This window comes from Brevundimonas sp. AVps4 (assembly GCF_058681525.1).
The window spans coordinates 2905067-2925484 of record NZ_CM178741.1; the positions used below are offsets into that span (position 1 = coordinate 2905067).

Here is a 20418-nt window from a genome sequence, read left to right on the forward strand (position 1 = left end):
AATCACCTTGGTTATGAGCGCGTTAAGGATTGCACCCACGAGGGTTAAGAGATGGTTACGGCGATAATGTGAGTCGGACTCGAGAACAGCACAAAGTGCGAGCTTGGCTGGAGATTTTCCACGCTCACGAACCTCGAACGTAAGAAGCCCGGGAGTTCCTCCCGGGCTTCTCGCACCTAAGTCCTGCTCGCGCGATCAGAACTTCATCTGGATCGACGCGGTCCAGCGCCGACCGATGTTATCAATAAAGGCGCCGTTGTAGTAGCCGTTGCGGCCCAAGGCGTCTTCGTTGGTCACATTGTCGATCACGATCTGAGCTCGGGTGTTCTCCGTCACGTCATAACCCACTGAGAGGTTGTGCAACATGTATCCGTCGTAACGGACGATCGGCTGGAACTCGATACCGATGGGCGTACCGCCCGACTTGATGCGAGTCGCATCTTGGATTCGAGTCGTCCACCGCGCGTTGAAGCGACCAAGATCATAAAGCGCGGTGAGTTGCGTCGACCACACCGGGTTGGCGAGGGTGTCTTCGCCCGACTGTGAGTCGTCGAAATTACCCGACCCCGAGGTCGTGTACTCCAGCAGATAGTAGATGTTTCCGCGGAAGCTCAACCGGCCCAGATCGCGTTGGGCGCTGAACACGTCCGCGAGATCCATGCTGTAGCTGAAGTTCGAGTTGATCGCCTTTACGCGAGTTCCACCCAGGTTGAAGAAGGGCAGTTCGAAACCGTTCGTGAAGTTGAAGCTCGTGTCTCGACGAATGCCGGCGCAGCTGTTGACGCCGATATCGCCGGAGTTATCCGGGAAGTTGGCGCTGTCGTAGCAGAACTCAGCCGCAGGCTGCGCAAGCAACGGCCCCAACGCCCCCGTCACAGTGATCTCGAGATAATCCGCTGCAAAGATGAGGTTGGGGATGAATCGAGGCGTCGCGACGAAGCCGTAAGTGAACGAGTCGCCTTCTTCAGGACGCAGCGCTTGGGTGCCCGAGATCAGGCCCGTGAAGGCGGCGCCGGACGGGGTGAAGTTGCTGTTCAGGAACGCCTCGGCGCTGGCGCGATCGGTGATCGAGACCGCGCCGGCGTTGCCGGTCAGGCTTCCACCGTTGGCGGTCGCCCGTTGCAGCACGTCGGTAATGCAGTTTGCCCGACGGACAGTCGGATTCGGACCGACGCTGATGTTAGCGGTCGAGCAGGGGTCAGCAGACGAGGTGAAGAAGGGCTGCCCGCCGAGGAACAGTTCCACTATGCTCGGTTGGCGAACGGATTTCGAGATATTGCCTCGGAAGAGGATGTCTTCAGACGGCTGCCAAGTTCCGGCGAGGGTGTAGATTTCCTCCACATCCCCCTTGTAGCTCGGCGACCGTAGTGTTCCCGTGGTGTCGCGGAACGAGGGAGCCGACCCCTCCAGCTTCGTATAGCGCACCGAAGGGTTGAACTCGAGCGACTTGAAGAACGGCAGGGTGAAGTCGCCGCCGAAAATCGGTACGCGAAGCTCTAGACCCCCCTCCTTGGTCTCAACTTCAGCAAACGTAGTCGCCGAAGGCGCCGAGCGGGTGGCGCCGATGCGGGTGACCTCATCAACAGTATAGGCCAGCTCTTCCTTGCGATACTCGCCAGACAGGGCGAACTGGATGGGGCCGGCAGGAAGGTTGAACAGTTCGCCGCCGAAGATGGCCTGAGTGAAGTTCTGCGTAGACTCGTTGTTGAAGAAGTTGCGAACGCTGACGAAATCCTTCGCAGCTTGCGACGCGCGGCCTTCCCCGAAGATGTTCAGCGGTTGGCACCCATCAACCAAGGCCTGTGTCGCATTGGTTTGGAAGACCACCTGTTCCCTGACGCCGTCAGAGCCGATCCTGCTGATGACGTTCGCCTGGGTTCCGGGGATCTGCCCCCCGTAGCTCGCGAGGTAGGTCGCAAGACCATCACGCTTAGCGCGGCATTGGACTGTGCCGCCCACATCGACCGCGTCAATCGCCATAGCGAAAGCGACATCGTTGATTGCGCTGAACTCGACGCGCGTCTCCGCCTTCCCGTAGGTGTGCGAAAGTTCCCAGTTGAAGTTCCGATCGAACATCCGGAAATCGCCTTGGAAGCCGTTGACGGTCCGGAAGGTCTCGTTCGTCGATTCTTGAGACAGATCGTTGACGATGTCTTCGTTGTAACGGGAAACGGTGAAGTTCCCTGTGATCCCAGCCGCCGCGAGGGCTGCTCGGTTCTGTACGGTCAGGAAGGGATGATTGACGTTCACAAGGATCGCGGCGTTCTCGGTGCTGCTCGATGAGACGCCGTTGAAGAGACCGCCCGTTCCGATCGGGTTGATGACCCGAATGTCTGAGTACAGGTTTTCCGTGAAGAACTTGATGTTGTCGGTTACGCGGTAGCTGGCGATCAGGTTGCCGACATTCCGCTCCTGCTTCACGCGCAGCACGGTTGCGTCGGTGCGGTTGGCGCCGTCGCCGCCAACGCCAGTGGCGAAGGTGCCCGGAGTGTTAGGCCCCCCCTGGCCCAAGGCGTAGGTTTCCAGATCGCCGTTCCGGTTGAAGCGCAGCGGCACCGCCAAGCGCGGCAAGACGCTAGAGCCGACGCCGGTATTGGCGATATCCGGCAAGCCGGCCAGGAAGCTGCCGGCGAAGGCGTTCAAAGGCGTGTTCGGATTAGCCAGATAGTACTCACGCGCCGTAGGATTGCGTTGTTGCAGGATCTGCAAGGCGGCCGCGTTATATTGCGCCTGGGTCACCTGCCCAGCGCCTGTGCCGACGACCGGAGCCGTAACGCCGTAGAAAGCATAGACGCGAGCGGCGTTGGCCGCTTGTTGTGCCGCAGTCGTACCCGGCAGAGCCGAAGGCGCGAAGTTACAAATTCGGCTGTTGGCCGCCGCAGCGGCTTGGGCTTGAGCCGCGGAGAAGGCGCCCGCGTTACAGAGGTTGGGCGCGCCGGGCACCTGTTGCAAGGTTCCGGAAATGAAGGAAGAGGCCGGGCTGGCGATTCGTGCGAAGCCCGGTTGGGTCACAGTCGATTCCGCCGTTCCACTGCCGGAGACGGTGTTAAACACCACACCACCGAACCAGTTGTTATTCTGGCGCAAGCTATTAGCGTAGATCGTGCTCGGCATCCCATCCACGCCGCCGGCGAGGAAGGCCAGAGAACCGGGCAAGCCGGGAGTGAAGGCGGTGTTGCGAACTCCACCGTTCATGAAGTTCGAAATGCCGCCCTGATTATCCGCACGGAACGGACGATCGCTGGCCAGCACCTCATCGATCTTCGAGTATTCCGCCGACACCGCGACGTTGAGCCGATCGTCCAAGAACGAGCGACCAACGGTGGCGTTGACGGCTACACGGCCGGCGTCGTTGTAGTCGAACGTCTGTCCGCCGATGATGTTGACCTCAGCGCCTTCGTACTTGTCCTTCAGGACGTAGTTTACGACGCCGGAAACGGCGTCGGCGCCATAGGCCGCAGCGCCACCGACAGTCAGAATGTCAACACGGTCGATAAGCGCCACAGGGATGGTGGAGGCATCCACCTGAGACCCCGTCTCGTTGCCCGACACGAAGATCGTCGCTGAGTTGTTGGAAACAAAGCGCCGACCGTTAACAAGCGTCAAAGTCCTAGCCGTGCCGAGGTTCAGCAGATCGATATAGGTAACGCCCAGCGAAGCCGTCTGACCGCCGTTGGTGCCGTTAAGACTGGCGCCGCCGCCAACCAGCGGAATATCATTGAGCACGTCGCCAGCGTTAGTGAACAGGCGCTGTTCAATGTCTTGCGACCCGACCTGAACGCCAGGGATGACGCCTTCATACTGCGGGCGAGCGATTCTGGATCCCGTAACGACAATTTCTTCGACCGTGTCGGCCCGTTGGTCTTCTCCATCGGTCGACGGAGCCTGCTGCGCGGCCGGCGCAGGCTGCACCGTCTGCGCCAAGGAAGGAGATACCGTTGCGAGGAAACCCGCCAATACGGTGGTGCCGAACAAATAGTTCCGCTTGGTCATCAAAGGCTCCAAAAAGTCGATACGACTGGTACGGAGACATCACATGACTCTAAGCTCAACGACAATCCGATTGCGGCGCAAAAACGGCGCTATGCGTCTTAGGTGTGTTATAAAAAACACGGATTCATGGCGCATTTATCGCTACAAATTGTCGCGCAGCCACCCCGCCACACGGCCCACCACATTGCCGCGATGCACCTTGGGCGCATCCGCAGCGGTGATCTGGCGCGCCATCAGCTTCCTGGCGGACACCGCCTCGCGGGGCCCATAGGCCGCCCGCAACAGCACCCCGGCGGTGGCGCAGAAGGCCGGTCCTGACGCCGCGTCGGCCAAATGTGGCGCCCGTTGGGGTTTTCCAAGGCGGACCGGGCGGTCGAAGACGCGCACGGCCAGTTCCCGCACGCCGTTCAGCTGGCTGGCGCCGCCGGTCAGGACCAGGCCGGCGCCGGGCTCAAGGCCGACCCCCGCCGCCTTCAGCCGGTCGCGCAGCAGTTCCAGCGTCTCTTCCACGCGCGGGGCGATCACGGTCTTCAGCATGGCGCGCGGCACAATGACCGGGCCGGCCGAGGCGTCTTCGCCGCGCGGCGGCGCCTCCAGCATTTCGCGGTCCTCATTGGCGCTGGCCATGGCCGAACCGTGCAGGGTCTTCAGCCGCTCGGCGCCCGCCTTGGACGTGGACAGACCCCGCGCGATGTCGGAGGTCACATGGTCTCCGCCGACGTTCAGGCTTTCGACATGCAACAGTGATCGCCCGCCCCAGACGGCGGCGCTGGTCGAGCCGCCGCCCATGTCGATACAGACGGCGCCCAGGTCCATCTCGTCCTCTTCCAAGGCGGCGAGCGACGAAACGACGGGGGCAGCGGCCACCCCCTGGAGATCCAGATGCGCCAGTTCCAGACAGTGGCTGAGAGTCGTGAACACATTCTCGGCCATGGAGACGACCAGCAGGTCCAGCCCTAGGGAGCCGCCGCGCATGGCGCGCGGATCGTGAACCCCCCGGGCCCCGTCCACCGACCAGGCGATGGGCAGGACGTGGATCGGCCGGCGGTTGGGCAAACGGATCTGGGCCAGGGCCATGCCGATGGCGCGGGCCAGATCGGCGTCGCCGACGGGATTGGCGCCCAGGGACACCCGGGCCTGGACCCTGTGGCTGGCCATCTGGCCGATGGCGGTGGTGACGACCACGCCCGAGACCGGGCTCTGGGCCGCGCGCTCGGCCCGCTCGACGGCGTGGCCGATGGCCTGGGCCGCCTCATCCATGTTGATGATGGCCCCGCCCTTCACCCCCCTGGACTGGACGTGGCTGGCCCCGGCGACGCGAATGGTGCGGTCGGCGTGGCGCACGCCGTCCGGCTTCATGATGAAGCACGAGACCTTGGACTGACCGATGTCCAGGGCGGCGATCACCGGCGCGCGGCCGGCGCGGGGGTCCATCACCCGGCCCTGGTCGTTCGCCGATCCACGCTGCATTCCCGCCATACTCTCCACTGGTCCCTGTTAAGCGTCGGCGGCGGGGCGCACCGCAATCTCGTCCGGCGTTCTCAGATCGACGCGGGCGAAGCCCAGGTCGAGCAGGCGTTCGCGCTGATCCAGCGCATCGAGGCGGATCAGGGCCGCCTCCTGTTCCGTGGCCGGCAGCTGGATCAGGCTGCCGTCCTTCAGGCGCAGATCCCAGCGGCGTTCGTCCACCCGCACCACCGCATCCACCCGGCTCATCAGGCGCGGCCGCTGGGCCAGCAGAGGCAGGATTTCGGCGGCGGCCAGATCGGCGCCCTTGCCCACGACCAGCGGCAGGGTGGGATAGCGGCGCGCGTCGGCGCCCTTGATCACCTGGCCCCGTGTGTCGATGACCTTGATCTGACCGGCCTCCTGCCAGACGGCGAGGCGGTCGTGCTCCTTGACCTCGATGATCAGGGTGTCGGGCAACAGGCGCACGACGCGCGCGGACTTGACCCAGCCCACGCCCTGCACCCGGTCGCGAATGGCGTCCAGATCCAGACTGGTGATCGGCTGGCCTGAATAAAGCCCCAGGGCCTGCTGAATGGCCGGCTCGGCCTCGGCCGAGGCGCCGGTGATGTGGACCCGCTTCAGCGACAGGCCCATGCCGGCCGTCACCCCGTCGATCCCGCGAGAAAGGGACTGGCCGATCCGCTCGGCGCGCGCGCCGGTCGCCAAAACCCCGACCACCAGCAGGGCGCCGGCGCTGAGCGCGATCATGACGGTGCGGGGCGACACATCAATACGGCCGATGGCGGCCATCTTGCCGGGAATGGCGGACGCAGGCTTGGGCGCCCCGCCGCGCGAACGCCCTCCCTTCTTGGGGGCTGCGCCACGCGAGGAAACCGCACTCTGTCGCCGACCGCCGCGAACTACCGCGGGCATGAGGCGTCCTCCACCATCCACCGAACCAGGTCTTCGTAGCTCATTCCGACATGGGCGGCCTGCTCGGGGACGAGCGAGGTCGGCGTCATGCCCGGCTGAGTGTTGACCTCCAGCAGAACCAGATCGTCCTTAACATCATCATAACGGAAGTCGCTTCTGGACACGCCTTTGCAACCCATGGCGACATGCGCCGCCTCGGCCTGGCGCAGGGCCGCCTCGAAAACGGCGGGCGGCAGGACGGCGGGCAGGACGTGAACCGAACCGCCCGGCGCATATTTGGCCTCATAGTCATAGAAGCCCTTGGTCGGGGTGATGTCGGTCACGGTCAGGGCGCGCGGCCCGTCCGCATAGCCGATCACGGCGACGGCCAGCTCCTTGCCGGCGATATAGGGCTCGACCATCACCTGTTCGCCATAGGCCCAGCCGGGCTCGCCCACCTCGGCGACCGGTCGATTGGCCCCCTCGGTCACCAGATAGACCCCGACGGACGAGCCCTCGGCGTTCGGCTTGACCACATAGGGCGGTTCGATGACGTGGCGCGCCGCCACCTCATGCCGATCGTACAGGCCGCCGCCCGGAACCTTGACGCCCGCCGTCCTCAGCACGGCCTTGGACTTGTTCTTGTCCATCGCCAGGGCCGAGGCCAGGACGCCGGAATGGCTATAGGGAATCCGCAGGGTCTCCAGCACGCCCTGGACGCAGCCGTCCTCGCCCCAGGCGCCGTGCAGGCAGTTCAGCACCACGTCCGGCTTGATCAGGCCCGACAAGACGTTCGCCAGATCGCGCCCCGCATCCACGCGGCTGACGCGCACCCCCTGCCGCTCCAGCGCCTGGGCGCACTGTTCGCCGGAGGTCAGGGACACCTCCCGCTCGGCGGACAGACCGCCCATCAGGACGGCGACATGAAGGTCTTCGAATGCGCGGGTCATGGGCTCTCCGATTGCGGCCGAGATGTTTAACAGGCCGTCAACCTTGTCGCCCGCGCGAGGTGAAATTTGTGCGTCAAACGCCGGTGATCAGAGGCGTCGGCCGATCCGCTTGATCTCCCACTCCAGCTGAACGCCGGTCTTCAACAGGACATCGGCGCGCACCGCCTCGCCCAGACCCTCGATGTCGGCGGCGGTCGCTTCGCCGGGGTTGATCATGAAGTTGGAGTGCAGCTCGCTGAACATGGCCCCTCCCCCGGTTTCGACGTGCAGTTTCCCGCGCCAGCCCGCCTCGTCCACCAGCTTCCACGACGAATGGCCGGGCGGGTTCTTGAAGGTCGAACCGCCGGTCTTCTCGCGGATCGGCTGGGTGGTTTCGCGACGGCTGGTGATCTCGTCGATCCGGGCCTGGACGGCTGCGGGGTCGTCAGGCGTCCCACGATAGACGGCCTCGACCCAGATGATGTCGGCCGGCGCCCGCGAATGGCGATAGGTGTAGCCGAAGTCGGCCAGGGCGTAATCGACCCGCTCGCCCGCCCGCGTCAGCCCCCAGGCCGAGACCAGCACATCCTTGGTCTCTGCCCCGTAGCAGCCTGCGTTCATGGTCAGGGCGCCGCCGACCGTGCCCGGAATACCGGCGTAGAATTCCAGCCCCGCCAGCCCCGCCTTCGCGCTGACCTTGGCCACCATGGAGTCCAGCGCCCCGGCGCCGGCCGTGATCGTGTCGCCGTCCGTCGTCACCTGGGCCCAGGGCCGGCCGGCCAGGCGGATCACCACCCCCTCGACCCCGCCGTCGCGGACGATGACGTTCGATCCGACGCCCAGCACGGTCACGGGCACGGACGGGTCCAGGGCTTTGAGGAAATCAGCCAGGTCTTCCGCGTCCGCCGGAATGAACAGGGCCTCGGCCGCGCCGCCGACGCGGAACCAGGTGTAGGGGCCGAGCGGCTCATCCCGCAGCAGCTTGCCGCGAACGGGGGGAAGGGTGATCTCGGTCATGCGGCTTCGATGTCGGTCCGGGAAAAGTCGTCGCCCTTGTACAGCAGGGGCGATCGCGCGTGGCGGGCGCAGGCATAGGCGAAACAGTCGCCGAAGTTCAATGCCGCCGGGTGACGGCCCTTGCCGTACCGGGCGTGAGCGCGGATCGCCTCGCGCCGCGCCTCGGCCGGGATGGCGACCACCTCGATATTGAAGTCGGTCGGGAAGGCTTCCACGGCGCCCTCGGCGTCATGGACTTCCATATTCCTGCGCCGCGCCACCGCTATGACCGTCTCCCAAACCGCCATTGGAGAGGTCAGGCGAGGCGAGCCGCGCTGTAGACGCTCAAAAAGATTTCGCGCGTCGGACTCGCCGGTCAGGATGGCGGTCAACGCCGAGGCGTCGACGAACATCAATCCCGCTCATAGAGGCTGTCGATCCAGGCCTTGTCGATCGGCTCTCCTCGCTCTCTTGGCGCTCGCGCCTCCAGCGCCCGGACGAAGGCGAGGCCGCGTTCCACGAAGTCCGACGGCGTCTCAACCTGCTCCAACTCGCGACGCAGCGCGCGGCGCACCGCCTCCGTCTTGCTGATGCCTCCGATGCGGCTGAGGCGTTCGGCCATCCGATCGACTTCGGGATCCTTCACATAAAGGGCCATGGCGTCCTCGAGGGATATACCGTCACACCACAATATATACTTTCCAGACCTCGCCGGACAAGCCGGGCGTCACCCCAGCGCCTCCAGCTGCGCGGGCAGGCCATAGGCCCAGCTGGTGATGTCGCCGGCGCCCAGCAGCACGACCACGTCCCCCGACTGGGCCTCTTCCTTGATCAGACGCGGCAGGACGGCGGCGTTCTCCAGCGCCTGGACATGGCGGTGGCCGTAGCGGCGGATCCCTTCAGTCAGGGCGTGCTTGTCCACCCCTTCGATCGGCTGTTCGCCCGCCGGATAGACGTCGGCGACGATCACGCTGTCGGCGTCGGAGAAACTGGTCGAGAAGTCGTCCATCAGGTCGCGCAGACGGGTGTAGCGGTGCGGCTGGACCACGGCGATGACGCGGCCCTCCGTCACCTGACGCGCCGCCTTCAGCACGGCGGCGATCTCGACCGGGTGGTGGCCGTAATCGTCCACGATCCGCACCCCGTTCACCACGCCCGTCGTCGTAAAGCGGCGCTTGACCCCGCCGAACCCGGCCAGGCCCTCGCGGATCGCCTCGTCGGATACGTCCAGCTCGCGCGCCACGGCGATGGCGGCCAGGGCGTTGGAGACATTGTGCCAGCCCGCCATCGGCAGGTGCAGATTGTCGATCCGGTGGGTCTCGCCGTTCTGGATCACCACGTCGAACCGGGCGCCGTCCGGCCCCATCTGGCATCCCTCGGCCCGCACCATGGCCTGGGGATTGACGCCATAGGTCACCAGCCGCCGGTTATCGATAGAGGCGACCAGCTTCTGCACCTCGGGATGATCCAGACAGACGGCGGCGAAGCCGTAGAAGGGGATGTTCTCGACGAAGTCGATGAAGGCCTTCCGCACCGCGTCGAAGTCGCCGTAGTGGTCCAGGTGTTCCGGGTCGATATTGGTCACGATCGCAACAGTGGACTTGAGCCGCAGGAAGCTGCCGTCGCTCTCATCCGCCTCGACCACGATCCAGTCGCCGTCCCCCACCTTGGCGTTGGTGCCGTAGGCGTTGATGATGCCGCCGTTGACCACCGTCGGGTCCAGACCGGCCGCATCCAGCAGGGCCGCGACCATGGAGGTCGTCGTGGTCTTGCCGTGGGTGCCCCCGACCGCGATGGAGAACTGCAGCCGCATCAGCTCGGCCAGCATCTCGGCCCGGCGCACCAGGGGGATGCGACGCTCGCGCGCGGCCTTCATCTCGGGATTGTCGGCCTTGACCGCCGTCGAATAGACCACGGCCGAGACGCCCTCGCCGACATGGGCGGCGTCGTGGCCGATGAAGATCTTGGCCCCCAGCTTCTCCAGACGTTCGGTGTTGGCGCTGGCCTTGGCGTCCGAGCCCTGAACCGAATAGCCGATCTTCAGCATGATCTCGGCGATGCCGCTCATGCCTATGCCGCCGATGCCGACGAAATGGACGGGACCGAGGTCGAACGGGACGGGGCGAAGGCGAGCGATCATCCGATGCGCTTAGCAATAGATTTGGCGGATTGCACGGGGGGGCGTGTATCCAAGTTTCGAAGCCGCGCGAACGGATCGCGCGCCGGAACGCCGGGCCCTGCCTACGACTTTAGTCGATTGGCCTTCGGCGGGCCTATCGTGCAAACAGGACGCGAAATCGTCAGTCGTCCGGTCGAGTAGGAGTAGGTCGTGGGCAAACTTGGAACCCCTCTGGTATTTGGGGTCATCGCGATCCTGGGGGCCGTCTCATTGGGCGTCATCGCCCTGCACCAGGGCGAAAGCGTCAGCGCGGTCTGGATGGTGGTCGCCGCCGTCTGCACCTATGCGATCGCCTACCGCTTCTACAGTCGCTACCTGGCCGGCAAGGTCATGCAGTTGCAGCCCTCGCGCCCGACCCCGGCGGTGCGGCGCGACGACGGCCTGGATTATGTGCCGACGCCCCGAAACGTCCTGTTCGGCCACCACTTCGCCGCCATCGCCGGCGCGGGGCCTCTGGTCGGGCCGGTGCTGGCGGCCCAGATGGGCTATCTGCCCGGCGTGCTGTGGATCCTGGTCGGCGCCGTGCTGGCGGGAGCGGTGCAGGACATGATGGTCCTGTTCATGTCCACCCGGCGCGACGGCAAGTCCCTGGGCGACATGATCCGCACCGAAATGGGCAATATCCCCGGCATCATCGCCCAGGTGGGCGTGCTGATGATCATGGTCATCATCCTGGCCGTCCTGGCCCTGGTGGTGGTCAAGGCCCTGGCCGAGAGCCCGTGGGGAACCTTCACCGTCGCCGCCACCATCCCCATCGCCGTCTTCATGGGCCTTTACACCCGCTTCCTGCGGCCCGGCCGCGTGGGCGAGGTGTCGGTCATCGGCGTGGTCCTGCTGATCCTGGCCATCATCGGCGGCGGCCATGTGGCGGCTGACCCGTTCTGGGGCCCGGCCTTCACCCTGACGGGCCCGACCCTGGCCATACTGATGATGGTCTACGGCTTCATCGCCTCGGTCATCCCGGTCTGGCTGCTGCTGGCGCCGCGCGACTATCTGTCGACCTTCCTGAAGATCGGGGCCATCGTCGCCCTGGCCATCGGCATACTGATCGTGCGTCCGCACCTGCAGATGCCCGCGATCACCCCCTTCATCGACGGCACCGGCCCGGTCTTCGCCGGCGCCCTCTTCCCCTTTCTGTTCATCACCATCGCCTGCGGCGCGGTTTCGGGCTTTCACGCCCTGATCTCGTCGGGCACGACGCCCAAGCTGCTGGAGAACGAAGCCCAGATCCCGATGATCGGCTACGGCGCCATGCTGTGCGAAAGCTTCGTGGCCGTCATGGCCCTGATCGCCGCCACGGTTCTGGACCCGGCCGTCTATTTCGCCATGAACAGCCCGGCCGCCGTCATCGGCAAGGATGCGGCCTCCGCCGCCGCCGCCGTGGCCCAGTGGGGCTTCCACATCACCCCCGGCGAGCTGGAGCAGCTGGCCCGCGACGTGGGCGAGCACTCGATCCTGTCGCGCGCGGGCGGCGCCCCCACCCTGGCGGTCGGCATGGCCCACATCCTGTCGGGCGTGATCGGCGGCAAGGCCATGATGGCCTTCTGGTACCATTTCGCCATCCTGTTCGAGGCCCTGTTCATCCTGACCACGGTCGACGCCGGCACCCGCGTCTGCCGCTTCATGATCCAGGACCTGCTGGGCGTCGCCGTGCCCAGGATGCGCGAGACCAAGTCCTGGGGCGCCAATGTCGTGGCCACCGCCCTGACCGTCGGCCTGTGGGGCTATTTCCTCTACACCGGCGTCGTCGATCCGCTGGGGGGCATCAACAGCCTGTGGCCCCTGTTCGGCATCGCCAATCAGATGCTGGCCGCCGTCGCCCTGATCCTGGGCACGGTCGTCCTGTTCAAGATGAAGCGCGAGAAGTTCGCCTGGGTCATGGTGGTCCCGGCGACCTGGCTGCTGATCTGCACCCTGACGGCCGGCTTCCAGAAGCTGTTCCATCCGGACGTCCGCATCGGCTTTTTGGCCCACGCCCGGAAGTATCAGGAGGCCCTGGGCGCCGGCGAACTGCTGGCCCCGGCCAAGACCGCCGGCGACATGCACCGGATCATCGTCAACGACTACGTCAACTCCGCCCTGACGGCGGGCTTCCTGTTCGTGGTCGTCACCATGGTGATCTATGGCGTCCTGGCCTGTCGCAAGGCCTATCTGAACAGCCGCCCGACCGTGCGCGAATATCCCGAGGCGCACGATCTGACCCCGGCCGACGATGCGGCGGACGTCGCCCGTGCCTGATCCCTCGGGCCAGGACGATCTGCTGTGCCTGTGCCGCGACGCCGCCGTTCGGTGGGGTCGCGGCGTCCGGCGCACGGCCGGCGCCATGATCGGCCAGCCGGACTATGAGGCCTATGTCCGGCATGCGACCGCGACCCACCCCGACCAGCCGCCTCTGGACAAGATCGCCTTCTTCCGCCTGCACGAGCAGCGCCGTTTCGGAGGCGCCGGCGGCTTCAAATGCTGCTGAGCTGACGGCCTGGCCTTCGGCCGTCCTCACTCCGGGATGCGCGCCCCGTCCCAGGCGAAGACCCCGCCGCTGTCCCCCGGCGTCAACCCCGCCGCCACCGCCAGCAGCCGTTCGGCCGAATGATCCGGGCTGAACAGCCGTCCCTCCCCCACCCCCTTCTGAAACGGCGCGCTCAGCCCCGTGTCCACCGTGCCGGGATGAAGCCCGGCGACCACCGCCAGGGGGTGGGTCCGCGCCGTCTCGATCGCCAGATTGCGCAGGATCATGTTCAGCGCCGCCTTGGACGCGCGATAGGCGTACCAGCCGCCCAGCCGATTGTCGCCGATCGAACCGACCCGCGCCGACAGGGCCGCGAACACCGCCCGCCGGTCGCGCGGCAGCAGGGGCAGGAGATGTTTGGCGACCAGGGCCGGCCCCACCGTATTGATCCGATAGTCCCTGAGCAGATGCTCGGCCTCAAGCTGACGCAGGGACCGCTCGGGCTGGAAACCGTCGTGCAGGACGCCGGTCGCGACCAGCACCAGGGTCGGCGCGGCGCCTTGCGCGATCCGCGCCGCCGCCTGGGCCAGACTGTCCTCGTCCTCCAGATCGGCCGCCAGGGCCTGGGCGCCGGGAACCGCCGCCGCCGAACGCGACACCGCCCAGACGGCCTCGAACCCGCCCTCGGCGACGAGACGCTGCGTCAGGGCCCGCCCGATCCCGCCCGAGGCGCCGATCACCACCGCCGATCCGCTCATCTTCATCTCCCATGCCGACGCGGCTCATGATAGGGGCGCGTCATGAGCATCACCACGGTCGGCCTCGATGCCGACGACACCCTCTGGCACAATGAGACGATCTTTCGTCTGACCCACGCCCGCTTCGTCGACCTGCTGGACGACCACGGTGACGCCGCCACGATCGAGGCGCGCCTGGCCGAGACCGAACAGCGCAACCTGCGCCTCTACGGCTACGGCGTGAAGGGCTTCACCCTGTCGATGATCGAGACGGCCATGGAGCTGTGCGACGGCGGCGCCCCGCCCGAGGTGGTGCGCGAGATCCTGGCCGCCGGCCGCGAAATGCTGGCCCATCCGGTCGAGACCCTGCCCGGCGTGGACGAGGTGGTCGCCGAACTGGCCGAAAACTACCGCCTGGTCCTGATCACCAAGGGCGACCTCTTGGATCAGGAACGCAAGCTGGCCGCCTCGGGCCTGGGCGACCGGTTCGCGGCGGTCGAGATCGTCTCGGAAAAGGACCGGGCCACCTATGAACGGGTCTTCACCCGCCACGGCACAGGCCCGGCCGAAGCCGTCATGGCCGGCAATTCGATGAAGTCCGACGTCCTGCCCGCCATCGCCGCCGGCGCCTTCGGCGTCCACATCCCCTACCATGTCACCTGGGCCCATGAGCTAGCCGACGCCCCGGAGGGGCACCCGCGATATGTGTCCCTAAGCCGGATCGGGGAATTGCCGGACTGGATCAGGGCGGTGGCGGATTGACGCAATGCCAACAAATAAGGTCGAACTTGAAAGCTGGCACTGAAGCTAGGAGGGGAAATCTACGATGGACATCGTCGACTATCACAACGTAGTCGTACTAGATTATCTGCTTCGCACATCCCGCAAGGGAAGCAAAAAGCGCATAGCTTTAACGGCTATGCATGTCGTTAATGAAAAAAATTCACAGCTCGAAATCGATATAGAACCAGAAGATGTCGAGCGTTCTCTGTTCGCGCTCTTCGGCTCACTCGACGTTATCGAGACGCCTCATGCGAGCCCAAGATTCCTTTTAGATAGATCTACAATTGATGATCTTCTAGACAAAATAAGCGAGAGCCACCCAGAAACGCGCAGAGCCATGGTCTTGACCTCTGATCTCGGCTGGGACTGGCTTCAGGAGTCTATAGAGCGCGCCTTCGAGCAAGACCCGCCCTCCGAAACCTTCGTCGGTGACAAGTGGGAACCTCTGGAAGTTCGACCGGCTGATCCGAAAACAACGGAACTAGCCGAAGCGATCGACGCCCTCGCGGAGCAAGTGAGAGCGGATAACGGCTATGCCGCTTCCGTTCCGGCGGAACGAAATGAAGTTGTCAGAAGGCTAGGCGAAACAAGCGACTGGCTACGAAATGCAGAGTATCTGACCGCCAGTGCAGTCCAAGTGTATCTTGTTTGGCCTCTCGAAACTCTCGCTGCTCGCTTTTCGGCTAAAACCGCTATTGGCAAGGCGACGCAATTCGCGACAGGCGTTGTCGCTGCTTGGCTCAAGGCCCACGGAGTTAAGGTGCTAGATCGACTGTTCGGAAACTAGCCGGGCATAAGTCAAAAGGCCTTGCCCCCCCGCCCCTCCCTCTCTAAACGGGCCGCTTAACCGACAACCCGACGCAAGCTCCGCATGGCGACGCCCTGCGGCGGCTACGCGCGCGCAAAGAACCAAGGATCCCCTCGCCCCGTGCACGCCTCGGACATCAGTCATGACGAACGCGACGCCATGGTGCGTGCGGCGCTGGCCGAACAGGGCGACAGCGGCGTGACGCCGCGCCATACGCTGTTCTTCTTCCTCGGCGACGAGGACGCCCACGGCGATCTGTGCGAGGTGGCGCGGCGCGCCGGCTTCATTGCGCGCGGCGAGGGCGACATGACGATTCTCGAGACCACCATGGCGGTCGATGCGGCGAGCTTTGCGCCCGTCTCGGCCATGATGCAGACCTGGGCCGCGGCCTTCCAGCTGGAGTACGACGGCTGGGAATGCGCGGTCGTGACCCACTAGAACAAAAAGAAGAGGCCCTCCCCATGCCCAAACGCACAGACATCCAGTCGATCCTCATCATCGGCGCCGGCCCCATCGTCATCGGTCAGGCGTGCGAGTTCGACTATTCGGGCGTCCAGGCGTGCAAGGCGCTGAAGGCCGAGGGGTACCGGGTCATCCTGGTCAACTCCAACCCCGCCACCATCATGACCGACCCGGAGGTGGCCGACGCCACCTATATCGAGCCGATCACCCCGCAGATGGTCGAGAAGATCATCGCCAAGGAACGCCCCGACGCCCTTCTGCCCACCATGGGCGGCCAGACCGCGCTGAACACCGCCCTGGCCCTGGACGCCTCGGGCGCGCTGAAGAAGTACGGGGTCGAGATGATCGGCGCCAAGGCCGAGGTCATCGACAAGGCCGAGGATCGCCAGAAGTTCCGCGACGCCATGGACAAGCTGGGTCTGGAATCGCCGCGCTCCAAGGCCGCCCATTCGATGGAAGAGGCGCTGGAAGGGCTGGAGTACGTCGGCCTGCCCGCCGTCATTCGTCCCTCCTTCACCCTGGCCGGCACCGGCGGCGGCATCGCCTTCAACCGCGAGGAGTTCGAGGAGATCGTCCTGCGCGGCCTGGACCTGTCCCCGACCACCGAGGTGCTGATCGAGGAATCGGTGCTGGGCTGGAAGGAATATGAGATGGAGGTCGTCCGCGACACGGCGGACAACTGCATCATCATCTGCTCGATCGAGAACGTCGATCCGATGGGGGTCCATACCGGCGACTCCATCACCGTCGCCCCTGCGCTGACGCTGACCGACAAGGAATATCAGCGGATGCGGACCGGCTCGATCAATGTGCTCCGCGAGATCGGGGTCGAGACGGGCGGGTCGAACGTCCAGTGGGCGATCAACCCCAAGGACGGCCGCATGGTCGTGATCGAGATGAACCCGCGCGTGTCGCGCTCCTCGGCGCTGGCGTCCAAGGCCACCGGCTTCCCCATCGCCAAGGTCGCCGCGCGTCTGGCCGTCGGCTACACCCTGGACGAGCTGCAGAACGACATCACCCAGGTCACCCCGGCCAGCTTCGAGCCGTCGATCGACTATGTGGTCACCAAGATCCCGCGCTTCGCCTTCGAGAAATATCCGGGGTCCGAGCCCCTCTTGGGCACCTCGATGAAGTCGGTAGGCGAGGTCATGGCCATCGGCCGCACCTTCCAGGAATCGATGCAGAAGGCCCTGCGCGGGCTTGAGACCGGCCTGTCCGGCTTCGACGAGATCGAGATCGACGGCGTCGCCGATGTCGAGGACGCCGGCGCCGCCCGCGCCGCCGTGGTCCGCGCCCTGGGCGTGCCCACCCCCGACCGGATCCGCGTCATCGCCCAGGCCTTCCGCCACGGGCTGACGGTGGAAGAGGTCAACGCCGCCTGCGCCTACGAGCCCTGGTTCCTGCGCCAGATCGCCGACATCGTGCGCGAGGAGGGCCATGTGCGGGTCAAGGGTCTGCCGACCGACCCGACCGAGTTCCGCCGCCTGAAGGCCAAGGGCTTCTCCGACGCCCGTCTGGCCGCCCTGACCGGCAAGACCGAGAAAGAGGTCCGCGCCGCGCGGCGCGCCCTGAACGTCCGCCCCGTCTTCAAGCGGATCGACACCTGCGCGGCCGAGTTCGCCAGCGCCACCGCCTATATGTATTCGACCTATGAGACCGGCGCCCTGGGCCAGGTTCCCGAATGCGAGGCCGAGCCGTCGGACAGGAAGAAGGCCGTCATCCTGGGCGGCGGCCCGAACCGGATCGGCCAGGGGATCGAGTTCGACTACTGCTGCTGCCACGCGGCCTTCGCCTTCGACGACATCGGCGTCGAGTCCATCATGGTCAACTGCAACCCCGAGACCGTCTCGACCGACTACGACACCTCCGACCGCCTGTATTTCGAGCCCCTGACGGCCGAGGACGTGCTGGAGCTGATCGAGGTCGAGCGGTCCAAGGGCGATCTGATCGGCTGCGTCGTCCAGTTCGGCGGCCAGACCCCGCTGAAGCTGGCCCATGCGCTTCAGGAGGACGACATCCCCGTCCTGGGCACCAGCGTCGACTCCATCGACCTGGCCGAGGACCGCGAGCGCTTCCAGCAGATGCTGGAGGCCATCGGCCTGCGTCAGCCCCCCAACGCCCTGGCCCGCAGCGCCGAGGAGGCCGCGCAGAAGGCCGAGGACGTCGGCTATCCCGTCGTCCTGCGCCCCTCCTACGTCCTGGGCGGCCGCGGCATGATGATCGTCCATGACCGCGAGCAGCTGGACCGCTACGTCCACGAGGCCATGCGGGTCTCGGGCGATGATCCCGTCCTGATCGACCACTATCTGAACCGCGCCACCGAGGTGGACGTGGACGCCCTGTGCGACGACGAGACCGTCTTCGTCGCCGGGGTGCTGGAGCATATCGAAGAAGCCGGCGTCCACTCGGGCGACAGCGCCTGCTCCATGCCGCCCTGGTCCCTGCGCCCCGAGACGGTGGCCGAGCTGAAGCGCCAGACCACCGAAATGGCCAAGGCCCTGAAGGTGCGCGGCCTGATGAACGTCCAGTTCGCGATTGAAGAGCCGCACGGCGAGAACCCGCGCATCTTCGTGCTGGAGGTCAATCCGCGCGCCAGCCGCACGGCCCCCTTCGTGGCCAAGACCATCGGCCGGCCCATCGCCTCGATCGCCGCCAAGGTCATGGCGGGCGTGCCCCTGGCCTCCTTCGGCCTGACCGACGCCCCCTATGACCACATCGCGGTCAAGGAAGCCGTCTTCCCCTTCGCCCGTTTCGCCGGGGTGGACACCATTCTGGGCCCGGAAATGCGCTCAACCGGCGAGGTCATGGGCCTGGACTGGAAGCGCGAGGGCGAGGCCGACATGGCCCCCGCCTTCGCCCGCGCCTTCGCCAAGTCCCAGATCGGCGGCGGCACCCATCTGCCGACCTCCGGCTGCGCCTTCGTCTCGGTCAAGGAGGACGACAAGCCCTTCATCGTCGAGGCGGTGAAGACCCTGCTGGCCCAGGGCTTCTCCATCATCGCCACCGGCGGCACCCGCGACTATCTGGCCGCCCAGGGGATCGAGGTCGGCCTGGTCAGGAAGGTGCTGGAAGGCCGCCCCCACATCGTCGACGCCATGAAGAACGGCGAGGTCCATCTGGTCTTCAACACCACCTCGGGCAAGCAGTCGCTGCAGGACAGCTTCTCGCTGCGCCGCACCGCCCTGATGATGAAGATCCCCTACTACACCACCACGGCGGGGGCCCTGGCCGCCGCCCAGGCCATCGGCGCCATCAAGGCCGGCGACCTGGATGTGAAGGCGATCCAGGACTACGCCTGAAGGGCGTCAGGACGCCGGGTCGGTCTCCGGCGCGGCGTCCTCCCCCGCCCCATCTTCGCCGGCCACGATCCGCGTCGCGGCCAGGTCGGCGGTAACGTTGCCGACGGTGCGGAAGATGTCGGGGATGACCTCGACCGCCAGCAGCAGGGGCAGGACGCCGAGCGGCAGGCCCATGGCCAGACAGATGGGGCCGATGGCGGCGAAGAAGCTGACCTGCCCCGGCAGGCCGACCGAGGCGATCGAGACGGCGATGGCCGTCAGTCCGCCGGCGACCAGGGCGGACAGGCTCAGATCCACCCCGTTCAGCTGGGCAACATAGAGGCAGACGGCCAGATTGGCGACCGGGCTGGTGATGCGGAACACCGCCACCGCCAGGGGCAGGACCAGGCCCGCCGAGGTCTGGGGCACGCCCAGCCATTCGCGCGCCCGCTCGATCATCACCGGCAGGCTGGCCAGCGACGACTGGGTCGAGACGGCCACCACCTGGGCCGGGGCCACGGCGCGCGCGAACCGGGCCAGGGACATCCGCCCCCAGGCCGTCCCGACGACATAGAGGATCAGGATCAGGCCGATCTGGCTCAGGCAGACGACGGCGACATAATGGGCCAGGGTGCCCGCCACCCCCAGGCCGGCCCTCAGACCCACGCCGAGCGCCAGGGCGAAGACGCCGAAGGGGGCCGCCAGCAGCACCCAGTGGACGATCACCACCAGGGTCTCGGCCACCGCCTCGAAGAAGCCGGCCAGGGGGCGGCGCAGCTCGGGCTTGATCCGGGTCGCGGCGAAGCCGAAGGCCAGGGCGAAGACCACGACCGCCAACACCCCGTCGTCGGCCGCCGCCTTGATCAGATTGGCCGGCGCCAGACTGGCCAGGAAGGCGCGGAACCCGTCGGTCCGGGCCGCCTCGCCCACCGTCTGGGCCACGTCGGGGGTGACCCCGGCCAGCAGGGCGCGGCCCGCCTCAGGGTCAATGGGCCACAGGGCCAACAGCCCCAGGCCCGCCAGGATGGCGTAAACCGTCGCCCCGACCAGCAGGACGCCGAACACCATCAGGGCCCGCGCTGCGATCCGCCCCGTCGCCGCCGCATCGGCGATGGAGACGATCCCCGTCACCAGAAGGCTGAAGACCAGGGGGATGACGGTCATTCGAAGGGCGTTCAGCCAGACCTGGCCCAGGCTCTCGATCACGCCCAGCGCCCCCGTCAGGACGGGGGTGTCGGCCCCTTGAGCCAGGGCGCCCACGACCACCCCCGCGACGAGGGCGGCGATCACGGCGAAGCTGAGCGAGGTGAAGAAGGCGGCGAGTCGGGAAGAGCGCATACGCCACGGCTAGCACCGGTTTCGTCCGCGCGCGCGTCAAACCTTCTGTCGCCCGTCATCAGCCCATGTCGTCGCAGGTGGAAACGCCCCCGCCGCCGCGGCGTTGAG

General features: G+C 66.2%; 16 protein-coding genes. 6 read left to right on the top strand and 10 right to left on the bottom strand.

What is annotated here, in order from left to right; genetic code table 11:
• Positions 1-195: 195 nt before the first annotated feature.
• The 8 genes from ACW178_RS14455 to murC all read right to left on the bottom strand — a co-directional run bounded on the left by ACW178_RS14455 (position 196) and on the right by murC (position 10419).
• The gene (locus ACW178_RS14455) at positions 196-3993 is read right to left on the bottom strand and encodes a TonB-dependent receptor domain-containing protein (RefSeq protein WP_492024694.1); all 3798 of its coding nucleotides are present in this window, start codon (positions 3991-3993) and stop codon (positions 196-198) included.
• 141 nt (positions 3994-4134) lie between these two features.
• Positions 4135-5463, bottom strand: a complete 1329-nt coding sequence (gene ftsA / locus ACW178_RS14460; RefSeq protein WP_492024695.1) for a cell division protein FtsA — start codon at positions 5461-5463, stop codon at positions 4135-4137.
• A 27-nt stretch (positions 5464-5490) separates the two neighbouring features.
• A complete protein-coding gene (locus ACW178_RS14465; RefSeq protein WP_348685218.1) occupies positions 5491-6375 on the bottom strand; it encodes a cell division protein FtsQ/DivIB in 885 nt (294 codons plus the stop codon).
• Complete coding sequence (locus ACW178_RS14470; RefSeq protein WP_492024696.1) at positions 6363-7304, bottom strand: D-alanine--D-alanine ligase; 942 nt, start codon at positions 7302-7304, stop codon at positions 6363-6365. The genes ACW178_RS14465 and ACW178_RS14470 overlap by 13 nt, the downstream gene beginning before the upstream one ends.
• Positions 7305-7391: 87 nt before the next feature.
• Positions 7392-8300 (bottom strand): UDP-N-acetylmuramate dehydrogenase, encoded by a 909-nt coding sequence (gene murB, locus ACW178_RS14475; RefSeq protein ID WP_287103561.1) that lies wholly within the window; start codon positions 8298-8300, stop codon positions 7392-7394.
• On the bottom strand, positions 8297-8692 hold the full coding sequence (locus tag ACW178_RS14480; protein WP_287103559.1) for a type II toxin-antitoxin system VapC family toxin: 396 nt from the start codon (positions 8690-8692) through the stop codon (positions 8297-8299). Before ACW178_RS14480 ends, murB begins: the two co-directional genes overlap by 4 nt.
• The gene (locus tag ACW178_RS14485) at positions 8692-8937 is read right to left on the bottom strand and encodes a type II toxin-antitoxin system VapB family antitoxin (protein WP_287103557.1); all 246 of its coding nucleotides are present in this window, start codon (positions 8935-8937) and stop codon (positions 8692-8694) included. The genes ACW178_RS14480 and ACW178_RS14485 overlap by 1 nt, the downstream gene beginning before the upstream one ends.
• A 69-nt stretch (positions 8938-9006) precedes the next feature.
• The gene (gene murC, locus ACW178_RS14490; RefSeq protein ID WP_492024697.1) at positions 9007-10419 is read right to left on the bottom strand and encodes a UDP-N-acetylmuramate--L-alanine ligase; all 1413 of its coding nucleotides are present in this window, start codon (positions 10417-10419) and stop codon (positions 9007-9009) included.
• Between the two features lie 189 nt (positions 10420-10608).
• Between murC and ACW178_RS14495 the strand changes: the two genes are divergently transcribed.
• Positions 10609-12696 carry a carbon starvation CstA family protein gene (locus tag ACW178_RS14495; protein ID WP_287106642.1) on the top strand — a complete coding sequence of 696 codons (2088 nt, stop codon included), beginning with the start codon at positions 10609-10611 and terminating at the stop codon, positions 12694-12696.
• On the top strand, positions 12689-12925 hold the full coding sequence (locus ACW178_RS14500; RefSeq protein WP_224764281.1) for a YbdD/YjiX family protein: 237 nt from the start codon (positions 12689-12691) through the stop codon (positions 12923-12925). Before ACW178_RS14495 ends, ACW178_RS14500 begins: the two co-directional genes overlap by 8 nt.
• 26 nt (positions 12926-12951) lie before the next feature.
• Here the strand turns inward: ACW178_RS14500 and ACW178_RS14505 are convergent, their stop codons facing one another.
• Positions 12952-13662, bottom strand: coding sequence for an SDR family NAD(P)-dependent oxidoreductase (locus ACW178_RS14505; RefSeq protein WP_492024698.1), 711 nt, complete (start codon positions 13660-13662; stop codon positions 12952-12954).
• A gap of 42 nt (positions 13663-13704) precedes the next feature.
• Between ACW178_RS14505 and ACW178_RS14510 the strand changes: the two genes are divergently transcribed.
• The 4 genes from ACW178_RS14510 (at position 13705) to carB (ending at position 18993) form a co-directional block, all read left to right on the top strand.
• Positions 13705-14403 (top strand): HAD family hydrolase, encoded by a 699-nt coding sequence (locus ACW178_RS14510; protein ID WP_492024699.1) that lies wholly within the window; start codon positions 13705-13707, stop codon positions 14401-14403.
• Between the two features lie 64 nt (positions 14404-14467).
• On the top strand, positions 14468-15211 hold the full coding sequence (locus ACW178_RS14515; RefSeq protein WP_492024700.1) for a hypothetical protein: 744 nt from the start codon (positions 14468-14470) through the stop codon (positions 15209-15211).
• Between the two features lie 141 nt (positions 15212-15352).
• Positions 15353-15670, top strand: a complete 318-nt coding sequence (locus ACW178_RS14520; protein WP_224761038.1) for a ribonuclease E inhibitor RraB — start codon at positions 15353-15355, stop codon at positions 15668-15670.
• Between the two features lie 23 nt (positions 15671-15693).
• Positions 15694-18993: a carbamoyl-phosphate synthase large subunit gene (gene carB, locus ACW178_RS14525; RefSeq protein ID WP_191557936.1), complete on the top strand. Its 3300-nt coding sequence runs from the start codon at positions 15694-15696 to the stop codon at positions 18991-18993.
• A gap of 6 nt (positions 18994-18999) precedes the next feature.
• Here the strand turns inward: carB and ACW178_RS14530 are convergent, their stop codons facing one another.
• The gene (locus ACW178_RS14530) at positions 19000-20310 is read right to left on the bottom strand and encodes a dicarboxylate/amino acid:cation symporter (RefSeq protein ID WP_191557935.1); all 1311 of its coding nucleotides are present in this window, start codon (positions 20308-20310) and stop codon (positions 19000-19002) included.
• Positions 20311-20418 lie beyond the last annotated feature (108 nt).

What these genes read in the sequence shown, in the direction of transcription:
- murC (WP_492024697.1), bottom strand. Translation starts at nt 10,419, where the DNA reads ATGATCGCTCGCCTTCGCCCCGTCCCGTTCGACCTCGGTCCCGTCCAT.
- ACW178_RS14530 (WP_191557935.1), bottom strand. Translation starts at nt 20,310, where the DNA reads ATGCGCTCTTCCCGACTCGCCGCCTTCTTCACCTCGCTCAGCTTCGCC.
- ACW178_RS14505 (WP_492024698.1), bottom strand. Translation starts at nt 13,662, where the DNA reads ATGAGCGGATCGGCGGTGGTGATCGGCGCCTCGGGCGGGATCGGGCGG.
- ACW178_RS14465 (WP_348685218.1), bottom strand. Translation starts at nt 6,375, where the DNA reads ATGCCCGCGGTAGTTCGCGGCGGTCGGCGACAGAGTGCGGTTTCCTCG.
- ftsA (WP_492024695.1), bottom strand. Translation starts at nt 5,463, where the DNA reads ATGCAGCGTGGATCGGCGAACGACCAGGGCCGGGTGATGGACCCCCGC.
- ACW178_RS14510 (WP_492024699.1), top strand. Translation starts at nt 13,705, where the DNA reads ATGAGCATCACCACGGTCGGCCTCGATGCCGACGACACCCTCTGGCAC.
- carB (WP_191557936.1), top strand. Translation starts at nt 15,694, where the DNA reads ATGCCCAAACGCACAGACATCCAGTCGATCCTCATCATCGGCGCCGGC.
- ACW178_RS14480 (WP_287103559.1), bottom strand. Translation starts at nt 8,692, where the DNA reads ATGTTCGTCGACGCCTCGGCGTTGACCGCCATCCTGACCGGCGAGTCC.
- ACW178_RS14515 (WP_492024700.1), top strand. Translation starts at nt 14,468, where the DNA reads ATGGACATCGTCGACTATCACAACGTAGTCGTACTAGATTATCTGCTT.
- ACW178_RS14485 (WP_287103557.1), bottom strand. Translation starts at nt 8,937, where the DNA reads ATGGCCCTTTATGTGAAGGATCCCGAAGTCGATCGGATGGCCGAACGC.
- ACW178_RS14470 (WP_492024696.1), bottom strand. Translation starts at nt 7,304, where the DNA reads ATGACCCGCGCATTCGAAGACCTTCATGTCGCCGTCCTGATGGGCGGT.
- ACW178_RS14455 (WP_492024694.1), bottom strand. Translation starts at nt 3,993, where the DNA reads ATGACCAAGCGGAACTATTTGTTCGGCACCACCGTATTGGCGGGTTTC.
- murB (WP_287103561.1), bottom strand. Translation starts at nt 8,300, where the DNA reads ATGACCGAGATCACCCTTCCCCCCGTTCGCGGCAAGCTGCTGCGGGAT.